Raw genomic sequence first — 18700 nt, forward strand, 5'->3', positions numbered from 1 at the left:
TAAAAAATCGATCTTAAAAGCCGTTAAAGGCATCTTAAAAGCCGTCTATCCACATCCGCCTGTCTGAGACCGATAATCTGTCAGTCTGGACAGGCTTCGCCACCCGCTGCGGAGCTGATCCGCGCGGTGGCCATGATGTAGATGACGGCTTATCCACGTCGCCGGGACGCATCAACCGGCGGGCTTTTAAGCGTTTTAATGATTGCTTTAAATACTTTATACAACCTCGACCGCGAGGTCCTTGGTGATGGTGATCCCGCCGACAGTCATCCGGACGCGTGCCCGGCGCTGGTGGGGAGAGACGCGGACAATCTGATCGTCCTTGAGTTGCAGCAGCGGGCCGTCCAGGATGTCCCAGCTGCCATCCGGCTCCCGGTGGACACGGGATATCTCCCAGTCACCGGTGGTCCAATACCGCTCCTCCTCCGGTGTGAGAGGGCTCGGCCTCCCACGGTTGCCCAGCACCCGGATGATGCCGGAGACCGCATGTACCATGCCGTACAGCGACACAGGGGAGGATGCGCGGATGAGCACGTAGCCCGGCAGCAGCAACCTGACACGGCTGTTCCACTTGCCGCCCTTGCGTACAGTGACATGCTCCCTCGGCGTCAGCACGGTCGCACCACGCCGGGCAAGGTCTCGGCTGACATCATCCTCGCTGCCGGTGAGCACCTGCAGCACATACCAATGGCACCGATCCACTATGTCCCCTCCTTTTTGGCGGCCTCGATGACTGCCACAACCTGGCGATACAACGTCGGATCACGTTTGGCCAAGACGTCAAACAACGCCGTCTTATTGGCGTCGAGTGCCTTAGATGTATCGTCCGCAATGCTGTGATCCACACGGCGCTTGTACTGCACGGCGCGGGTGAGGGCCGTTGCCTGCTTGAGCAGCTTATCCGGAGGGATCGTGCCCCATGCCTCGGCAGGCATATCCACGATGGCCTGAAGGATATTTTGCGACGCGAGCCGGGAGATTGCCTCTGTGATGTCCAGGTCCGGATACTCGTCCATGATGGACGTAATCGCCGCCATGTTGTCCTGGGCCGCCCGAAGCATTTCGACCGACGCGGCAAACTTGCGGGCATAGCGGCAGACAGATTGCTGCGATAGCGTGATGTTGTTGTCGGCCAGATACTGCACGATCTGCCTGTATGTGCAGCCGGTCATGAGCATCTGGTCCACGGTCTCCTTGATATCCGGCGGGGACTTGTCGATGATGCCGCTGCTGCGGTTGCGTCTGCGGCTCATACGCTATACCTCGACGAGCGGGTCCGGTTCCGTCTGCCCCAGCAGCAGCGCAAGCCCATCCGGGGAGAGCCTGGCCTCCAGCATATCATATCCGCAGTCCAATGCGCTGGCCATCGCCTTGCTCTCGATGTGCCGCAGGTAGATGTACCCACGGTCGTGCAGATAGGTGAGAGCGGCCTTGAGGTCGGCGTCTACCATATTGAGCGCCGGGCGCAGCTGGTACAGCTGCACATAATCGCACAGCATGTTGAGGTCCCGCAGTACCAAGCCATTGTTGCGCCGCACCTTGGCGGCCATCATCTTGCTGACTACGTTGTTATCCATTGATGTGGTCTCCTCTTCTGCCCTCTAACAAGAGGTCGTATATTTTTTCCAAGCGGGCGTTCACATCCGCTTGTCCCCGGAAGTAATCCTCCTTGAGAAGGCACTTACTTTTGAGGTCATTGATATCCACGTTGAGTTGTTGGATGTCGTCCCTGGACTGTGATTTGTATCGCTTAAAATCGTCCTGGGTTACATACGTCTTTTCAATTTCATGGATTGACTCACCGTGTTTATCCGTTGTTGAAATGGTACGTTTTAGAAAGAATCCGATGATTGTTATGGCAAGACCAGCTACGGTGGTGATGATCCACCAAATTGCTTCGTTCATGATATCCTCCCGGTGCAAAAAAATAAGGTACACTTGAGACATCTCAAGTGTACCCGAAGCCCGTTATTCAGTTCAAACGAGATTCCATTCAACGATTTTAGGGTCAAAACAAAGATTCCTGTTCTCCGATTTTTCTTGCATTTGACGTAATTTCCCATATTGTTTGATCGCTTAAATGGTATTTGCGCGCCAGCTGTTTGACGTTATGGCCGTTATATTCTTTTCGTATCTGGTCATCCCTGATCTTCTTGGTGAGTCGGTCAACTGTCCAAATTCGGATTTGGCTGCCGCTGAAGCGCCGGACAAGTTCTCTGTACGGCTCAATGCCGATTGTTTCTGCTATCTCCAGCTGCTCACCTTTTAAGTTTTCCAGAGATAAATGCTCCAAAAAGTCATCCATTGGCATCGCTCCTTTGAGAGCTGCTATCTGTTTTTCCGGCTTTCCGAGCGGCGGATTTAACGTAATTTTCGGTCATGTCAATTAAGACTATTCCCTGTTGGCAATCCAGCCAACGGAACGGCTGACGCGGGTCAGCATCAATGCCGAGATGTTTTTTTATAATCCCCCTCACGCGTTCTCCGAGAGTAGCACAGCGTGGATGTTGATCACACTCTTTAAGTTTGTACATGAGTTGCCATGCCTTTTTTTGTTGTTCTACAGTCATGCCTCTGGATGCGTATTTGTCTACCGTGGGTTGCGGCTGATTTTTGCGGGGAGAACGCTCTGATTCGGAGGGATTGAGCCGCAAATCAAGTTCATTGACCACCATACAATACTGTTCATTTGTGAGTTTGCTGAGGTGCCATTCTCCCGTAAGCCCAAGCGACATATTCCTCAAGTCATCCTTATTCATACCCAGCTTTGCAGCCATCCCGAAGAGCCTGTTGGCCTCTTTCCCGTTCATGAGTTTCTCCTCCTTTTGCTGGTTCAGTTGACAAATATAAGATTTTTTTACAAAACAGGCGCTTAATAATCGAGCGCCTGTTTTGCATTATTTATGTAATTTTGTCAACCCTTGTCCGCCGGAACGACCGTGATTTTGGTGGTCTCCTCGACCACCATCGCGCCCCGGATCAGGTCAAGGATATGCTCCGGGTCGTTACATCCAGTAGGTGCGCCCATTAGCAACTGCCGAAAATTATCCCACACAGCGGCCTCCTGAATCAGGTATGCCCACTCCTGAGCCTGTGCCTCATCCATTCCACCAATTACCTGCAGGTTACGTACGTCACCATCATAATTGGCTCCGTGCAGCTTTTTAGCGAGAACCTTTTTGGCTTTGTCGTCCACGGGTATGGATTGGATCGCGTCGTTCAGTGTCTGCTCGACGTACTCGCCGGACCACAATCCCCCCAGCATCCGAGTGGCAGGATCGGAAAGCTTGTATGTTGTCTTCTCTGTAACGGCATCCTTGTAAGCACCGCCAAAAATCAGGCGAAGGCGGGAGGGGGTATGTGAGCTTTAAGGAGCGGGCCGTAGTAGCTACCACCTTGTTCCCATTGCTGCTGACGTAGCTCGTGGTCTTATATTTGGTGTCCTGCAGGTCCTCTTTGGCCTGCAGAAGGAACTCGCTCTCCAGCTGGTTTTGCTCAGCCTTCAGCCGATCGATTTCATCCTTGATTTGGACGAGACGGTCAATCTTGCGTGAGTCCATGATCCAGCTCCTCTCTCAGTGCCTCGGCGCAATCCCGGCACATGCTGATACCGGCAATCTCCATAATCTGCTCAACCGTGCCGCAGAATCGGCAAACCGGGACATGTGGTCTGATGGTGACACTGTGGTCGCCCGCCTCCTCGATGTCCACGGCCATGCCCGGCGTCCAGCCGACCTGGGCGCGGATGTCTTTAGGGATGGTGATCCCACACTTGGACGTCAACTTTTTGCTTTTCAATGTTTTGCCCCCTTAAATAAGCCTGAAATGCGATTTTACGATTGCATAGATTGCGCCGGGATCGTGATGTGTAGCTATCTTTTTAGCTATATTTTTACGTCGATCTTGGCGCTCCTCGCGGTCAACCTTATCGTAATACTCCCGTACATACGGTAATAACTCGCCGACGCTGTCACCAACAATAAAATAGATGTCACCATCGTCGTTGACGTTGTGCCTGAGACTTCCTGGACAGTACCAACGATTTTCCAGATCTCCGTAACGAATAGGTCTAAGGTCATCCCACTGGCGTTTATGCCTTTCTAAGTCTTCGATACAGGCCCTAGCCTGCGCCAGAAATGTCTCCGGATCATATGCCACAAAATAGCAGTAGCGGCTGTAATAATACTGTGATACGATCAGGCACGGTTTGTGCTGCGGAATACGGCACATCCACGCAGCCATAACCTTGGCGCGGGTATCGGCGATCTTTTCAGCTGGGCCGCAGTGCGTAATAGATAATCCGCAATCATTGCACTGAACAATCGCCGTTTTAATGCCCTTAAAGTGATAGGTCGTCTCTCTGTACGTTGCCTCTGCTCCACAGCAGGGACAACACGGCAAATTATTAGGCATCTATGTATCCCTCCTCTTGGGCAATCTTGCGCAGCTTAGCCACCGTGCCAGCTCCGATACCATTGCCGGTCCCGGCCAGCTTATCAAGGCAGGTCAGATATTGTGCAACCCCAAAAGCCGGTGCGGTGCGGTCAACAAAATCGCACAGCTGCTCGTCCGTCATTTTGCGGATTTTGACCGCCGTCTCATGGCGGTCGTGCTCTCCGGGCGTGCGTCTACATCTCCTCTTTTTGGCCATCCGTATTGTCCTCCTTGCCGATCAGCTCAATGGAGCTGTTATTTTTGGTCAGGTGCCGCCGCAGGGCGGCGAAATTAGTCCACCAAGGATAATAGATAGAGTACATGCTCTCTTTACGAGCCCGTGCCCAACGCTTGGCCGTAACGCCTTCAGGAGCTTTTGGCGGGAGCAGGCTTTTCCGGTCCTCCCGATAAAAGCGGCGGCGTTCCTCGCGGTCTTCCACCAGATTCTTCCCATCAATAAATCCATTAACATAGACAGCGATTACGTTACGATATGGACCGTCAGGTTGCAGCTTCAATGTGACCTTGTACCCATCTACCATCAGGTCAGCATGGGTATATAGGCTGGTAGCCAGATTTTCACAGATCGCCCAATTTTCCTTGGTCATGTTTTCGCCACCTTTTCCATGCGCTTTTGCAGCCGGATGTCCCGACCAGCAAACTGCACCGTCGCGTACGACCCAGCAATCCGAGAGGTGACGCGGTTGGTGTACAGCTTCTCAATTTCGTTCATCGTCAGGTTGGTGCTGATGATAGTGGACCGGGCAGTGTTGAGTCGGGAGTTAATCAGATCGTATATCTCGCTCTGTGTATACCGCGTCACCATCTCAGCGCCCAGGTCGTCGATCACCAGCAGCTCGCAGCCATAGATGACCTCCCTGTACTCCAAGCAGTCCTCCGTCTGTTTAAACTTGGCAGCCTCCAGTTGACTCATCAGCTGGGGGGCCGAGGCGTACATCACCAAGTGTCCGGAGTGCGCCACGCCGTCGGCAATGGACAGGGAGAGGTGTGTCTTACCGAGGCCCGGAGGGCCCATAAAGATCAGACTCCTTGCGCCCGGAGCAAAGTCCCTAGCATATCGCCTACAGCTCTCCAGCACGTTGACCATCGTCTGCCTGGTATCTCCATCGTAATAATGGAGACTAAAGCGATCAAATGAGCAATCCCGCGCGATGGACACATCGCAGAGCTGCTCATACACCAGCTGATTGAGGATTGTTTGCCTGCAAGCGCACATCTTTCCGTCTACGTAGCCGCGATCCTCGCAGGTCGGGCACTCATATTTGGGCTCCAGGTCCTCCGCGACCACTCCGGCATTGATCATCATCTTATGCAGACGGTCCTTGTCGGCGCTGATCTGAGCCTCCATCTTCTGCGCCTCGTCGGCGCGACCTCTGATTTTGGCCGCGCCAAGCCGGGCGTGTTGGCGGGCAATCTCCCGCATCATTGCATCGATCTCCGGATGCGCGACGCGGAGCCATGACCGGTTGGTATCCTGCAGGGCCAGCGCCGCACGGCGGTAAGAGGCCAGTATCTCATCGGCGCGCTGCTCAAGCTTTTTGGGGTATTTCACGACAGCCCTCCTCTCTGTTTGACAAGGAAGGGGTGTCCAGAAATCGGACTTTATTCGGGAGCACCTCATGGACTGTTCCATCTTCGTATTCAATAATAGCAAACGCTCTGAGGAGAGTCCCGCCCAATTGACCATGCGGTACATCAGATGGATCTATCGCCCAGCTCACATCCTCCCAACGATGCCAGATTGCTTTACGACCATTGACCAGGCATAAGCGGCCAATTGAGCGATAATCATCGCTCGCCTCAGACGGGATGTCCGGTATAACTGGGATGTCTGGCTCGTCCGCTTGCACAGATTGCAGTTCCATGGGATCAACGCCGTGCAGTTGATTAAGCGTCACGCCAAATACTTTTGCCATCAAGATTTTCGCGCTTGTGGATGGATTATATTCTCCGCATTCATACCCACAAACAGTTGTCTGGCTCACTCCAATTTGATCTCCGAGCTCTTTTTGCGTCCATCTGTGTGCTTTGCGTAGCATTTTAATATTTTTCCCCAGCGTGTTTTCCAAGATTATCTCCTTTCTGCCATTATTTGTGCGCCCGTCACACCAAAAATCTGTTCCAGCGCGGCCAATGCGCGGCCTGTAGGCTCGCGCAGTCCATTTTCGTAGCTTACGACAGCGGAGTATGAGAGCCCGGTTTTATTCGCAAGCTCTTTCTGTGTCCAGCCGCGCGCCTTGCGCAGATTTCTGATATTTTGCGCCAGTGTGGTCTTCATACGATCACCTTCTTTGCGATTGCCTCGCTCTGCATTGTTACGGGCTTGCGACCGTCGCCCTGATGGGCGGCTGCATTAAGGCGGCGGGCGGCATCAGCCGCCCAGATAGGAGAGTGCGCGACGGAGGATATGCATGATACAAGTGTCACAGATATGCTCCGCATCGGTGTGGTCGTGGACGTAATGGATATGCACGGATGTGTAGTTGCCACCTCCGGACGCATTGACTTTGCGGTCAAGATTGCACTGGCTGGGAGATTCAATGGGCTTTCCGCATACATCGCAGGTGTAATGTACGACTGTCGTTTTCATTGCTTTTCTTCGTCCTCCTCAAAATATGGATAAAACGTATGCCTACAATTGAAGGGCGGCGGACCAGCATTGCGGCCAGCGGCGTATCCCGCTCTGTGGCCTGTATCGTACCCTTCATCCACTCCGGAGCGGTGGCCAAAGATTAAACCCAGTGCAAAGGCCACCATGAGTGCGACAAAGATTGTCAGCAATGCAATCTCGCCGTCGATCCGATACGTCGCAAATATGCGATCGGCCAAACGGGATACCAGGTATCCCACCCACAGGCCGCAGGCCCACGGCACGAGATGTGGCAGATATTTCTTCATCTGGCCCGCCTCCTCTCCGGTATGGCGAGCAGCACACCGGCGATGCCGATCAGCGGCAGCATCCAAGCGGCGGTGGCCAGGTAATCCCCGGCGTACAACTGCATCGTGGCGACGCCGCACAGTAAGCCAACGGCCCATGGGAGTATGTAACGAGTGCAATTTTTCATGAAGTCTTCCTCCTCAAAACTGATTTAAACCGGCTTTAAACAACCGTTATACCCTTGGCTCCTGCCGCCGCCAGCAGATGCTTGTAATCCACGCTGCTGGTTGTAACGGCGTTATTGTAGATTTTAACTGCGCTCCGGATCGCGTGCGGCGTCTTTGCGATCGACCACAAAAAATTCAACTCTTTTTCCATGCCTTGTTGGTCGAGATGAGGAAAAAGCTTTCGGACATCTTCAAGCTGTGTTTCTTCGGTCCGGCATTTGCATTCCTGTATCATACGGTTCCAAAACTGCCGCATGTCGTCGGCCTTAATATTTTCAATAAAGCGGAGTACGTAGGTATTGCCCATCAAGACAAGAGCCGTGCCCTCCTGACATGTATCTAAATTGGGATCAGATAGACGCCGCAGCGTCTCCAGCGTACTTTTGGGCAGCTCCTGCGCTTCATCTACAACGATCACCTTCTTGCTGCCGTCAAGTTTTTTCCGGATTTCCCTATAGCGATCCATCCGGTTTTGAGAGAGAGACACGCCCAATCGAATGGCTATCTCATTGATGACTTCGTTAGGATATTTGCATCCATATCCCGCGCTGATCCTTATTACAAACCCTTCGTTATCCCGAGCGTACTGGTACGACGCCATCGTTTTTCCGACTCCGGCATCACCGTGGATGATCAGGATTCCGCCCATCAGACGGCAATATTCGATCATGTGATATACCTTCTCAGAAATGGAGGTTGGCACGTACTCAAATTCGCTGATAAGTTTCAGCGGGTGTGATTCCTCAAACGTAGTCTGCTTTTCCTTGAAGCCAAAATAATTTGCCAGGCGCTTCTCCAGCAGGGGGATATCCCCTTTATAAGTCCCTTTGAGGTATTCCGGGAAGACAGCGCCACCTTTATATCCAAGCTGATCTCCCAAAGCAGTCCTTGTGATTTTGCTGGGATCGTCTTTAGCTTTCCGGTCCTCCACCTCAAAAAATTTCTTTAACGCTGCCTGCAACTCTGGATTAAACTTCTTTTCATTCATCTTCGCGCGCTCCTTTCAGTCTTCTGGCATTTTCAAGCATCAATTCCAATGGCATATCCTGTCCAACGACAGCAGATGTTTGGTATTGGACTTCATTAGCTCCAAACAGCTCAACGATCTGCCCCATGGGTGATTCTGCGTCAACGGCCTTTTCCAGATTGCGGTGCGCTTGGATCATGGTAAGGTCGAGAGCCGTCATACGCTCTTCCTTGCTGAGCATCTTGTCCTTGGCCCATTCTTTAATCCGCTTGTTGTAGCGGTTGATCTTGCTCATACCAGCCTTGATCTGCTCAACCTCCGCGCCGTAGGCCGCGACGGCCTCCTCGTCGGCGGGAACAGTCATGATGTATCTGTCCTCCAGGTCGTAAACCCTCACAGATGACAGGTCATCAGGATCGTAGCGGTAATAGACTTTTTCGCCCTGCCATTCTTCCAGAAATTCCGGAGTCCAATAATCAATGCTGTATCCAGCGATCGTGTTTCGTACGCCGCGCCGCCCAACCTTTACCGCGCGCGAACTGCGCATCATCATGAGATTGAGGTCGGCGTCGCTCTGCGGACGCCGGATAACCTTCCTGTGTTCCATGTATACCTGTATTTTAGGTTTTCCCCGATCGGCTTTTGACTGGCCGTTATACGGAAGATAGTTGTAGTATCCAGACATGAAGTCGTCTACAATCTTGATAATCTCTTTGTCGGTTGGGATTTTTTTGCTTTTCAAGAGCTTCATGTGCCCTTCGGGGCGTTCTGCAATGGTGCCGCCACAAAAGCTGTTAATCTCGCGGGACAGCATCTCTTTAACATCCAAAAAAATCCTTTCAATGATCTTTGCTTCCGGATTTCCGGGAATGGCATTGACCATCTTGATACCTAAGCGATCAAATACTGGCGGCGGCAAAAACTCGTCCTGTTGGGATTTGCGTTTGCGGTGGCCGCGTCCGCCAACATCATGCACCAAAAACTCGCTGCCGTTGTCCACCAGCAGGTTTTTGGGGACGCCGTTCTGCTTGATTGCGCGCCGCAGAGCGCTCAGCGTAGCGTCGGCGCACGGCGAAAATGTCACCTGCCAGCCGACGAACGCAGTCGATCTCACATCCAGATAGGCTGTAAGATACAACCGGTGCGGAACCCCAGATTCCGAAAGAGAGAAGAAGTCAAAGGTATGGTTGTCCGCCACCCACCAGTCGTTGGACTCCATCCCGTCAATCGTGCGGAGCATATACGGAGCCATGCGGTCATGGAGGGCTTTTCCGCCCTTGCGCTCATACAAATTGACTGCTGCCGGGATATCGCTTTCAATGCGCCGCCTGAAGCAGCTGTATGTACGGTCTTCGGGGATTGTGCGGAGCAGTTCCGGCTTTTTTTCGGCCAGATACTCTTTGGTTTTTACGGCGCATTGACTGACCGACAATTTTTCGTCAAAGTAGTAGGTCAGAAAGACCCGCCACACAAAATCGTCCATCTTGCTCTGCCCCTTGCGCCAGAGGCCGCGCTTGTCCACCAGTCCGTCGTAGTCGTTGGACTTGTACGCGCGCTGGCGGCTGTAGAGGATGTCGCGGGAGATGCGCACGTCCGGATACTTGGCCCGGCACTGCGCGATGTACTCCGCATCCGCCGCGTCCTTGTCCTTGCGGGGCGAGCGGTAGCCCTGCCAGTCCTGGATGATCGTGATCCAGCGGCTGATCTCCTCGCGCTGGGCGGCGGTGTATGTGTCCAGCGGCTTGGGCTCTTTGGCTGGTTGCGCCTTTTTGGGCTTGCGCAACTCGGGAGGGAGCTCAAGTCCATGCTGGCGGTAGTATTTGATCTGTAGCTCAGGGGCAATGTCCGCAAGCTTTATTTTATAGATTGGTCTGTTTTTTTTGCTTTGAATTATTTCTCCTGGGAGCTTGTAGGATTGGATTGCCAATTGTACATTACGCTCGCTGCAGCCCTTGAGCTCTGCAAGCTCCTTGGTCGATATTGTAATCACATTGTCACCTGCTTTCGGCCTGCCTCATCGGCACCGGGCGGCCAGACCTCGGTGGACGCCCTTGCGGGCGTTTCGGCGTTTTACACACGTTTTTAAAAACTTACAATGATAAGAGCAGGATACCAAGTAGAGCACCTAAAAAAGCCCCTAACGCATAAGCGAGATAAATCCAAATCCTTTGAGGCCGACGAAATTGCCCTTCGTCGGCTTTCATTATTTCAATTGCAATACCAACAACTTTTGCTACATCCCTTATTCTTAGGCTGCATTCTTCATTCTGTCTGTTTGCATTTGAGTCATTTACCGTAGCCGCCTCTTTTTGCTGCATATCCTCCATGAGTGCGTCCTCCTATCTGGCCCAGTGCCCACCGGTCGAGTAATCCCATTCAATGGTCCCATCGGGATACTGCCGTACACCGTGAGCCTTGAGCGTCCAGCCGTCTTTGAGCCGTTCCATGCTCACTGATTCATTGCAGATATTTGTGCAGAGATACTCATCTCCGTTGCGGTTGGTGTAGATTTCTCCGATTTGCGGGGCGATGCGGACGGGATAACCTTTAAGTGTTTTTGTCATTGCTTTTCCTCCATTATTTCTCTCTCATTGCTTCCCGGAAGCGTTCCACTGCCTCTTTTGACATACCGTCTGGTTTCGTTTCTGGCTCTAAGAGCGCCGTTCTCATCGCTTTTGCAATGATGTCAGTCATTTCTTCGACGCTTAAATCAATAGTGATATTCATGATTAAGCTCCTTTCGGTTTGACAAAAATATCATCAATCCTGCAGCCCAGCACCCTTGCAATTTCCCTAGCTCGCAGGTGATTGGTCATTTTGGTGCTTCCGTCTTCCAATCGGTAAATAGAGTTTATCGGGAGACCTGCTGCAACCGCCAGCCGGTACGGCGTCATATTTGCTTTTTCTCGATGATTTTGTAACTCGGTAACGTTTACTTTCAGCAACATCTATTCCACCCTCTTTGTTTCCATTTGTATATGTCATCCTTATTGTATCATTTCCAATTGTATACGTCAAGGGCGATTTTTGCTACTTTTATTTACATTTGTATATAGATTCGATATACTTAATTTTAAAGGAGGTGTGCAAATGGATGAAAAAAGCTCATTGGGAAAACGTATCCAAAACCTAAGGATCGCAGCAGGATTAACACAAGAACAATTAGCAAACAAAATTGGAATCAGCATGGCGGCTATTCGCAACTATGAAAACAATTTACGGGAGCCAAACGGCAGAACAATGGTAGCGCTTGAGGACTTTTTTGGTGTAACTGGTAGATATTTGTGCGGATATACAGACGAAAAAATCCCCTATATCGATAGAAAAAAATCCTCTGCCCGGATCGTGATCGAGGCAGAGGAAAACCCATTTTATAATTTTTCAGATAAAGAACTAGAACTACTTGCCGACTTTTTGCTCGAAAGAGGGATTAAGGAGACTGAGCTTCACAAGCTCCCCATTTCTAAAAAAAATGTACTCTACGCAATAGCCTTGCTCATTAACACGACATTCCCCCCTCTCAACCTTAGTGTGGGGGAGACTGGTGCTACCGAGAGGTCCGTTGGATAATAGGCTATCTCTAAAACGATCAATGGTTTCCTTTTTCATAACATTCCACTCCTTATTATGTAAAATAGAATCCCTCTATATAACTAGAACGTTTAATTTTGCCAAAAGGAGACACTTTTTACTGTGGTAATTTATGGATTTTATACATTTTATTTAAATGTGAAATATATTTACTTGATTGATTCTATATAAATATTAAAATAAGTTGTAGACATGTTTTCTTGTAAAAGAACGGGTACTCCGCTATTTCCTAGAAATTGTATGTTTATAAAATATTTATGAATAATATTCATTCTTTGTTTGATGGAATCTTTTATTTCCTATTGAAAACAAAAACGATGGGAACCCGCATGGATACTGAATGCGAAGTACTTCGTTTTAACATGATAAAGCGCTTCGCTATTTCGCTATACATTTGTGTTCAAAAGAGCACAGGACTGCACGATTGTTTTTTGTTTCCATAAAGTCTTTTAAAGGGTATGTTAAAAATCTAAAAAGGCCAATAAACCGCATAGCATTGCGGTTTATTGGCCTTTTTCTTAAAACTTTAAATACTGTTTTAAAGAGATTTTAAAGCCCTTAAAGCAGCATTCTTTTAAAATAATATAAAATATAATAAAATTCTTTTTTTGATTAATATAGGCTTTTAAAGTTTGCACTTAAAATACAAAAAATCCGGCGTTTTCCAAGACGTCACCAATTCTAACGCCTAAAAAACGCCGGTCTAAAGCCATTTTTCGGGTTATCAACAGTTTTCACGGGTTTTCACGTCCGTTTTCCTCGTTTTGTATTCTTCCTACAAATCTACACGCGTCCGCTTCTTTCACCGCCGCTTCAAACGGGGCAAGATACAGCTCATGCAGGGTCTGCTCGTCGACCTGTACGTCAACCGCACCGCCCGGCGTGCTGTCCTGTGCGAAAACAGCGAAGTGCTTCAGGGTTGCCATGACGTTCTGGTCCTGGATACCCTCGGTCTCGCTAACCGCAAGACGAGAGATCAGGAACGGGTCCTCGCCAAGCTGATCCTTGCTGCGTCCAAAGTGTGCTGTACGGGTAATATCAAACTGAGAACCCAACTGCACACTGCCGGAAATTGCTCTGTTTTCCGAACCGCTGATCTTACCGTAATCGTAGGACAGATCGGTGCTCCAGGTGGAACCCAGCATCTGCTCGATCGGCGGGTTTGTTGTATCGTAGATAGAGGTAACGCCGGCAGGTCCGTCAAACATGCGCATCTGCGGGACGCCCAGTCTCGGAACGCCTGTCAGGGTGCCTGCGTCTGCAACCGTGCCGTTTGCACCGCCGCCCAGCAGGGCGAATTTCTCTTCGACCGTCATGCTGTTGATGAGCGCATCGACCTTTTCGTCGCGGACTTCCTGGCTCTCAACGACCATGTATTTCTCACCGTACGTCTCCGGGAAGGTGGTTTTTTCCAGCTTCGGATCGCCGATGTCCGTGTATTTCGCTGTGCGCTCGTCGGCAATCTGGCCGTCCCAGTTGAGGCCAAAGCCGAAGCAGTACGCGTTGCCGTCGCTGTCTTTGTAGACTTCCATGTCGTGGAAACCATCTTCGTAAGCCGTTTCAATCGCTTCCATGCTGGCCGGCATGTTGACCGGCAGCAGGCCGTTCGGCTCGCTCTGTCCGGAGATCACTTCCAGGAATGCATCCGGAGAAACGCTTGTGCCGATCAGCAGTGCGTCCACATCCGGCTCAAACTCGGAAACGACCATCGGGTTCTCCATGCTGAGGATGAAGATAATCGGCTTATCGCCCATCAGCTTCACTGTCTCCTGAATCAGCTCCAGATTTTCCGGCGTGCCCGCGTGGGTGTTGCCCTTTCTGGAACGGTTGGACTTGTAGTCGCCCTTGGACTCGTCCGGTGTCTCGTTGTGCTGCACCAGGGTGCCGTCCGCATGGTACCAGTCATAGCCGATGCTGGTTTCACGCATTGCATCCGCGGTGTACGGGCCGTAGGTCAGGTTCTGCGGGCGCCCGTCCGTGTACTCCATCGCCATACCGGGCGACTGCAGCTCGATGATGGCAAAGTCAGCTTCGTCCGCCGCCTGTTTTTTCACCTCATCGGCCGGCATCTCGCCGCTGTCTTCCGCCGCGATCAGCGCGTCGGGAACATTATAATATTTCTGTACCTTGTCGAGGTCCAACACTGCCTTAACGGTGGTGGTAACCGGTCCGCCCCAGCCGCCGCCGGTCGATTTCTTCAGCGGGACATAGGCGGTCAGTTCTTTGCCGTCTTCCGCTTTGAGCGGCAGGGTGCTGTTGGAGTTCTTCGCCATGATCACGGCGTCCTTATGCGTCTCATACGCCTTCTGATTCAGTTCCGGAGAACCGACAAAGGATTTCGCATAATCCGGGTCCGCATACGGGTCTTCAAACAGACCCAGGTTAAACATGACCTTCAGGATGCGGGTGGCGGAAGCTTCGGTCAGCTCGTCCATGAAGTCCTCGCCGAGTGCTTCAATTCCGTACTCCTCGCTGCCGTACGCGCCCATCTCATAGGCCTTCATCATGTCTTCTGCTACATATGTATCACTGTCCAGGCCGCCCATCTGGTCCACGCCCGCCAGCATGCTGGCCAGTACGCGGTAAGGACGGTCATAGCCCTTGCCGGGCTCCAGGCCCCACGGGGTATCTGCCATTCCCATGCCCTCGTGGCTGCCGTGGATTTTCCAGTCGGTGCAGACGAGGCCGTCATAGTTCAGGTCCTCGCGCAGACGCTGCTGCACAATGTATTTGCTGAAGCCGTTTGCCACATTCTCGCCGCTCGGGTCCTGCTCAAACGGGATCGTGTAGTACGGCATTACGCCAGCGGACTGCTTAGTGGTTCCCTTGTACTCCTCCGCGAAGCCCGCGCCCTTTACAAAGTATTGCAGGATAGTTTCAAAATTCCCCGCCGGGTAAACGCCGAATTTGCCGTCGTCCTTATGGGCGTCAAAGCCGAATTCGCCGGTACCGCCGCTGGGCCAGTGTTTTGCGATGGTGGCAACGCTGCCGGTGCCCCAGCCTGTATCGACACCCCAATCGCTCTCTTCATAACTGGTATCGGTCTGCATGGCCTCAATAAAGGCGCTTGCCATGTCCGCGTTCAGCTCCGGATCTTCGGAGAACGTGCTGCTGTTTCTGGACCATCTGGGTTCGGTGATGAGGTCCATCTGCGGGCCAAGCATCATCTGGATGCCGATCGCGCGGTATTCCGCGGCGGTCACGGCGCCGTATTCAGACGCGGAGTCCGCGTCAAAGGTTGCCGCGATGCCCATATTGTTGGGCCATTTGGAAACGGTGCCGCCCGGCTCCGTTGTTTCAATGGTACCGGAATCCACAATACCCGTATGGCGCGGGTCAGTGCTGGTGACTACCGGGATACCGAACATCTCCGGCGTATCCTCCGCCCAAAATTGCAGCTTGTTGTTGTCCTCCGCCATTTTATCGGCGGCAGAGGTGCTTCTGGTCAGGTTGAAACGGGTGCCATCCTTCATCCCTTCCTTGGTCTTGCCGGTGGAGCCGTGGGTCATCAGCGCCAGCCGCTGTTCCGTCTTAAGCTGCGCCGCCAGGGATTTGGCACGGTCCAGGCTGGAGAGACGCCAGTCCTCATAATCGTCCAGCTTGCCGTTCTGGTTCAAATCCTTGAAGTAGTAGCCGGACGCTTCCTCATAGAGAATGTCCACATTGGAAGCAGATGAATGGGAAAGTGTTGCGCCGCCCTCGTTTTCCACGTAGAGGACGTCTTTGTAATACTCGTAGGTGCTGTTGGGAACCTCCGTATTGGTGAAATCTGTTCCCATGGAGACGACCTTCTTTTCTTCCTGCTGCGCAGCCTGTGCTTCGCCGATCGGCGCCGCAACCGTTGTCCCTAACAGGGCCGCTGCAATCAAAAAGGAAAGAATCCTGTTTTTGTTCATGCTTGCTCCTCCTTTTTCTTTCTGGTTCTTCGTTTCAACTGGTCACACGAATGGATAAAAAATGATCACCTCCGGCTGCTTTTTTGTCAGTGTTGTTTTCCTTGATACTTAACCTACCAAATTATCCAAATCAAATCAATAATTATGCGCGTAAAGTCGATATGGGGCGCAAATGGATTCCAACACCTGCCGAAAAGCGCCTGCTTTGTGAATTTTAACAACAAACTTTCCCTGTTACATTGACTTTCCATGCATTTTCCGATATGCTGATAATGATTTTAAAAACGCCTGCTTTTCGTCTATCGGACCGAAAACAGGCGCCGAATCGCAGGGAACCTGCGGCGCGGACAACATAAATTGATAGGAAAGGGTGGGGTTTTATGATTTCGATCGCCTACTGCGACGACGAACGCGCGGCACTGAACCTTTACCCGGAGCAGGTGCGCGCGGCCTTCCAGCACTACCGCCGCTCCGTGGAAATTGAGCGTTTCCAGAGGCCGGGTCTGCTGATGGAGCGCATCGCCGCCAACAACCGCTTTGACCTGCTGTTCCTGGACATCAGCATGCCAGACATGAATGGCATTGAGCTGGGACGCCAGCTGCGCAAACTCGCGGACGACGTGCTGATTGTCTTTGTCTCCAGCCATGAGGAGCTGGTATTTGAATCCTTCCAGGTGACGCCCTTCCGGTTTATCCGAAAAGGCCATTTCTACCAGGATCTGGAGGAGGGGATCCCGGCGATCATCGCGGAGCTGGAAAAGCGCCAGACGGAGCTGCAGATTGACAACGGCAAGGAAGTCTACCGGATTGCCCCTTACAAAATTCTATATATTGAAAGCAGCGATAAAATACAAAAGCTGTTTACTTTGCAGGGGACGGTGGAAATTCGCTATAAGCTGAAGGAACTGGAAACGCTTCTGGCGGAATATGGTTTTATCCGTGTCCACAAGGGGTACCTGGTCAACGCGCGTTTTATCGCCTGCGTCAACAAACGGGAAGTTGTATTGAATACGGGAGAATCCATCCCTTTGAGCAAATACCGTCTGGAACAGGTGATGGAAGAATTGGAACGGGTGATTTGAAATGGAAGTTTTTTGCCGCTGGTTCAATTTATATTTGGAAGCATTTTCCCTGTTCTGGCTGCTGGAGCACAATTATAAGTTCCGCTGGGACAATCCATGGCTGAAAAGTATCAAATACGTTATGGCGCTATTGTCCATCGGTTTATTCCGTTTGGATCCCACTACAGCGTATTTTTCAACACCCAATTTCATGCTGTATTTTTCCGTTCTGGCGGTGGGCGGACTGTTGTTCTGCCTGCTTCTGCGCGGCAATCTGGCCTGCAAGGGACTGACCGCCATTGTCTTAATGAATATTCTGATTGAAATCCATCTGTTTATTGGTACACAGCTTTACTCCCATCTTCCTTCCCACTCACAGCTGACTTATCTGCTGCTGACAAAGGGCATGCTGGCTATCGTGCTGTTCCTGATGGTACGGTTTCCCATCCATGTGGAATACACTCTGCCGCGCAATTACTACTTTCTGATGTTCCTCGCGATCGTTGTCACGCTCACGATCCGCTTCACCACTCTGTTCCTGCAATTGGACGCGTTAAACAATCTGTGGCTGCTGGTCCTCTACCTGGCGCTGTACTGCACCTACAGCAAGCTGCTCCAGGATTATGGCAGGAAGGTTCATTTTGAGCTGGCCAACAACCAGCTGAGCATGCAGATCAACAGCTGGAAGGACATTGAAACCATGTACCGCGAGCTGCGGGAACTGCGGCATGATTTAAAGAATCACATGCTTTACATGCAGGCGCTGCTGGACCAGCGGGATTACGAGGCGCTGAGCACCTATTTCAGCCAGCTGAACGATCCCCGCCTGCTGCTCAAGCAGGTGATGCAGACCGGCTATCCAGTCCTGGACGCGGTGCTGAACGCCAAAAGCGCCCAGTGCTCGATGAAGGGAATCCCCATTGATATGAAGGTCCTGCTCACCCAGAAGATCGAGCTGCCGGCGGAAGACCTGTGCGCCATCCTGTGCAACCTGATCGACAACGCGGTCGAAGCATCGGAACAGGCGCCGGTAAAGGACATCCGTGTGGAGGTCAAAGCGGCGAAGGGCTGTCTATGGATAAAAGTATCCAACCGGTACCCCCGCGATCCGCGTGAAAAAAATCCGGCGTTGGCAACCACCAAGGAAAATCCGGAACAGCACGGGATGGGCATGCAAATTGTCCGCGACCTGGCCAAAAAGCACGGAGGACAATTCCGGTTCACATTCGAGGATGGCCAGGTTGTTGCCGGCGTCACCTTACCGGTGGAATCCTCAGACGCTTCCGTTCTGGCATCCTGATCCGTACAGAAAAAGCACCCTCTAAAAACACCCGAAAAGGCTGTTTTTAGAGGGTGTTTGCGTCTACAGATTAAGAAAAGTAGAGGTTCCATTATGGACTTTTGTTTCCATAATATGGACAATTTGACCACAGACCCCACAAAGGTTGACAACCTGAAAATAATTTTATATGGTTAGTACAGGAATTATCCATATTCTGCCGTTTTACTGGATAAAACAACTTATTTATGAAAGGAGGACCGTCCTATTTCTACCAGTAAAGGAGGAGATAACAAAACACGCGCGGACTTTGAAATGAAAGAAAGCTGCTATAGACGCTTTTGGA

General features: G+C 51.5%; 27 protein-coding genes and 1 other RNA gene. 3 read left to right on the forward strand and 25 right to left on the reverse strand.

The genetic code is table 11. The annotated features are described in order from the left end of the window. Positions 1 to 216 precede the first annotated feature (216 nt). From BN2106_RS12930 to BN2106_RS13030, 24 genes are all read right to left on the reverse strand, one after another. Positions 217 to 702 (reverse strand): transcription termination/antitermination NusG family protein, encoded by a 486-nt coding sequence (locus BN2106_RS12930; RefSeq protein WP_050698990.1) that lies wholly within the window; start codon positions 700 to 702, stop codon positions 217 to 219. Beyond that, the gene (locus BN2106_RS12935) at positions 702 to 1253 is read right to left on the reverse strand and encodes a phage protein Gp27 family protein (RefSeq protein WP_050698991.1); all 552 of its coding nucleotides are present in this window, start codon (positions 1251 to 1253) and stop codon (positions 702 to 704) included. The genes BN2106_RS12930 and BN2106_RS12935 overlap by 1 nt, the downstream gene beginning before the upstream one ends. Positions 1254 to 1256: 3 nt before the next feature. Then, on the reverse strand, positions 1257 to 1577 hold the full coding sequence (locus tag BN2106_RS12940; protein WP_050698992.1) for a hypothetical protein: 321 nt from the start codon (positions 1575 to 1577) through the stop codon (positions 1257 to 1259). After that, complete coding sequence (locus BN2106_RS12945; RefSeq protein WP_050698993.1) at positions 1570 to 1905, reverse strand: hypothetical protein; 336 nt, start codon at positions 1903 to 1905, stop codon at positions 1570 to 1572. The genes BN2106_RS12940 and BN2106_RS12945 overlap by 8 nt, the downstream gene beginning before the upstream one ends. Positions 1906 to 2008: 103 nt before the next feature. Continuing rightward, on the reverse strand, positions 2009 to 2305 hold the full coding sequence (locus BN2106_RS12950) for a Mor transcription activator family protein (protein WP_050698994.1): 297 nt from the start codon (positions 2303 to 2305) through the stop codon (positions 2009 to 2011). Then, positions 2298 to 2810, reverse strand: a complete 513-nt coding sequence (locus BN2106_RS12955) for a phage protein GemA/Gp16 family protein (protein WP_050698995.1) — start codon at positions 2808 to 2810, stop codon at positions 2298 to 2300. The genes BN2106_RS12950 and BN2106_RS12955 overlap by 8 nt, the downstream gene beginning before the upstream one ends. A 104-nt stretch (positions 2811 to 2914) precedes the next feature. Next, entirely contained in the window at positions 2915 to 3253 is a 339-nt protein-coding gene (locus tag BN2106_RS12960; protein ID WP_207641727.1) for a hypothetical protein, read from the reverse strand. A 287-nt stretch (positions 3254 to 3540) separates the two neighbouring features. Beyond that, a complete protein-coding gene (locus BN2106_RS12965) occupies positions 3541 to 3798 on the reverse strand; it encodes an AbrB/MazE/SpoVT family DNA-binding domain-containing protein (protein ID WP_050698997.1) in 258 nt (85 codons plus the stop codon). A 12-nt stretch (positions 3799 to 3810) separates the two neighbouring features. Beyond that, positions 3811 to 4413, reverse strand: coding sequence for a hypothetical protein (locus BN2106_RS12970; RefSeq protein ID WP_050698998.1), 603 nt, complete (start codon positions 4411 to 4413; stop codon positions 3811 to 3813). Then, complete coding sequence (locus BN2106_RS12975; protein WP_050698999.1) at positions 4406 to 4651, reverse strand: hypothetical protein; 246 nt, start codon at positions 4649 to 4651, stop codon at positions 4406 to 4408. The genes BN2106_RS12970 and BN2106_RS12975 overlap by 8 nt, the downstream gene beginning before the upstream one ends. Further along, positions 4629 to 5042 carry a hypothetical protein gene (locus BN2106_RS12980; RefSeq protein ID WP_050699000.1) on the reverse strand — a complete coding sequence of 138 codons (414 nt, stop codon included), beginning with the start codon at positions 5040 to 5042 and terminating at the stop codon, positions 4629 to 4631. Before BN2106_RS12980 ends, BN2106_RS12975 begins: the two co-directional genes overlap by 23 nt. Then, positions 5039 to 6007 (reverse strand): ATP-binding protein, encoded by a 969-nt coding sequence (locus tag BN2106_RS12985; RefSeq protein ID WP_050699001.1) that lies wholly within the window; start codon positions 6005 to 6007, stop codon positions 5039 to 5041. The genes BN2106_RS12980 and BN2106_RS12985 overlap by 4 nt, the downstream gene beginning before the upstream one ends. Next, on the reverse strand, positions 5985 to 6524 hold the full coding sequence (locus BN2106_RS12990) for a helix-turn-helix transcriptional regulator (protein ID WP_050699002.1): 540 nt from the start codon (positions 6522 to 6524) through the stop codon (positions 5985 to 5987). The genes BN2106_RS12985 and BN2106_RS12990 overlap by 23 nt, the downstream gene beginning before the upstream one ends. A 2-nt stretch (positions 6525 to 6526) precedes the next feature. Continuing rightward, positions 6527 to 6733, reverse strand: coding sequence for a helix-turn-helix domain-containing protein (locus BN2106_RS12995; protein ID WP_050699003.1), 207 nt, complete (start codon positions 6731 to 6733; stop codon positions 6527 to 6529). 93 nt (positions 6734 to 6826) lie between these two features. Then, positions 6827 to 7045 (reverse strand): hypothetical protein, encoded by a 219-nt coding sequence (locus tag BN2106_RS13000; protein ID WP_050699004.1) that lies wholly within the window; start codon positions 7043 to 7045, stop codon positions 6827 to 6829. After that, positions 7042 to 7353 (reverse strand): hypothetical protein, encoded by a 312-nt coding sequence (locus tag BN2106_RS13005; RefSeq protein ID WP_050699005.1) that lies wholly within the window; start codon positions 7351 to 7353, stop codon positions 7042 to 7044. The genes BN2106_RS13000 and BN2106_RS13005 overlap by 4 nt, the downstream gene beginning before the upstream one ends. Continuing rightward, positions 7350 to 7520 carry a hypothetical protein gene (locus tag BN2106_RS16260; RefSeq protein WP_154666528.1) on the reverse strand — a complete coding sequence of 57 codons (171 nt, stop codon included), beginning with the start codon at positions 7518 to 7520 and terminating at the stop codon, positions 7350 to 7352. Before BN2106_RS16260 ends, BN2106_RS13005 begins: the two co-directional genes overlap by 4 nt. Positions 7521 to 7555: 35 nt before the next feature. After that, positions 7556 to 8548, reverse strand: coding sequence for an AAA family ATPase (locus BN2106_RS13010; protein WP_050699006.1), 993 nt, complete (start codon positions 8546 to 8548; stop codon positions 7556 to 7558). After that, complete coding sequence (locus BN2106_RS13015; protein ID WP_050699007.1) at positions 8541 to 10517, reverse strand: Mu transposase C-terminal domain-containing protein; 1977 nt, start codon at positions 10515 to 10517, stop codon at positions 8541 to 8543. Before BN2106_RS13015 ends, BN2106_RS13010 begins: the two co-directional genes overlap by 8 nt. A gap of 13 nt (positions 10518 to 10530) precedes the next feature. Beyond that, positions 10531 to 10595: hammerhead ribozyme type II (locus BN2106_RS15655), an RNA gene on the reverse strand. Positions 10596 to 10617: 22 nt separating this feature from the next. Next, complete coding sequence (locus tag BN2106_RS13020) at positions 10618 to 10854, reverse strand: hypothetical protein (RefSeq protein WP_050699008.1); 237 nt, start codon at positions 10852 to 10854, stop codon at positions 10618 to 10620. Positions 10855 to 10866: 12 nt separating this feature from the next. After that, positions 10867 to 11091: a hypothetical protein gene (locus BN2106_RS13025; RefSeq protein ID WP_050699009.1), complete on the reverse strand. Its 225-nt coding sequence runs from the start codon at positions 11089 to 11091 to the stop codon at positions 10867 to 10869. A gap of 13 nt (positions 11092 to 11104) precedes the next feature. Next, positions 11105 to 11254, reverse strand: a complete 150-nt coding sequence (locus tag BN2106_RS16265) for a hypothetical protein (protein ID WP_154666529.1) — start codon at positions 11252 to 11254, stop codon at positions 11105 to 11107. A gap of 2 nt (positions 11255 to 11256) precedes the next feature. Further along, complete coding sequence (locus tag BN2106_RS13030; protein WP_050699010.1) at positions 11257 to 11475, reverse strand: helix-turn-helix transcriptional regulator; 219 nt, start codon at positions 11473 to 11475, stop codon at positions 11257 to 11259. A 142-nt stretch (positions 11476 to 11617) separates the two neighbouring features. Here BN2106_RS13030 and BN2106_RS13035 point away from each other — a divergent pair, with 142 nt between their 5' ends. After that, positions 11618 to 12097, forward strand: a complete 480-nt coding sequence (locus tag BN2106_RS13035; RefSeq protein ID WP_050699011.1) for a helix-turn-helix domain-containing protein — start codon at positions 11618 to 11620, stop codon at positions 12095 to 12097. 755 nt (positions 12098 to 12852) lie between these two features. On the opposite strand, the gene BN2106_RS13040 is transcribed toward BN2106_RS13035, so the two are convergent. Continuing rightward, a complete protein-coding gene (locus BN2106_RS13040) occupies positions 12853 to 16014 on the reverse strand; it encodes a glycoside hydrolase family 3 N-terminal domain-containing protein (RefSeq protein ID WP_050699012.1) in 3162 nt (1053 codons plus the stop codon). Between the two features lie 380 nt (positions 16015 to 16394). Between BN2106_RS13040 and BN2106_RS13045 the strand changes: the two genes are divergently transcribed. Together BN2106_RS13045 and BN2106_RS13050 are read left to right on the forward strand one after the other, a co-directional pair. Then, the gene (locus BN2106_RS13045) at positions 16395 to 17096 is read left to right on the forward strand and encodes a LytR/AlgR family response regulator transcription factor (RefSeq protein WP_050699013.1); all 702 of its coding nucleotides are present in this window, start codon (positions 16395 to 16397) and stop codon (positions 17094 to 17096) included. 1 nt (position 17097) lies between these two features. Then, complete coding sequence (locus tag BN2106_RS13050) at positions 17098 to 18375, forward strand: sensor histidine kinase (RefSeq protein WP_050699014.1); 1278 nt, start codon at positions 17098 to 17100, stop codon at positions 18373 to 18375. The last annotated feature ends 325 nt before the right edge of the window (positions 18376 to 18700 follow it).

Source organism: Anaeromassilibacillus senegalensis (genome assembly GCF_001261775.1).
Lineage (GTDB): Bacteria > Bacillota > Clostridia > Oscillospirales > Acutalibacteraceae > Anaeromassilibacillus > Anaeromassilibacillus senegalensis.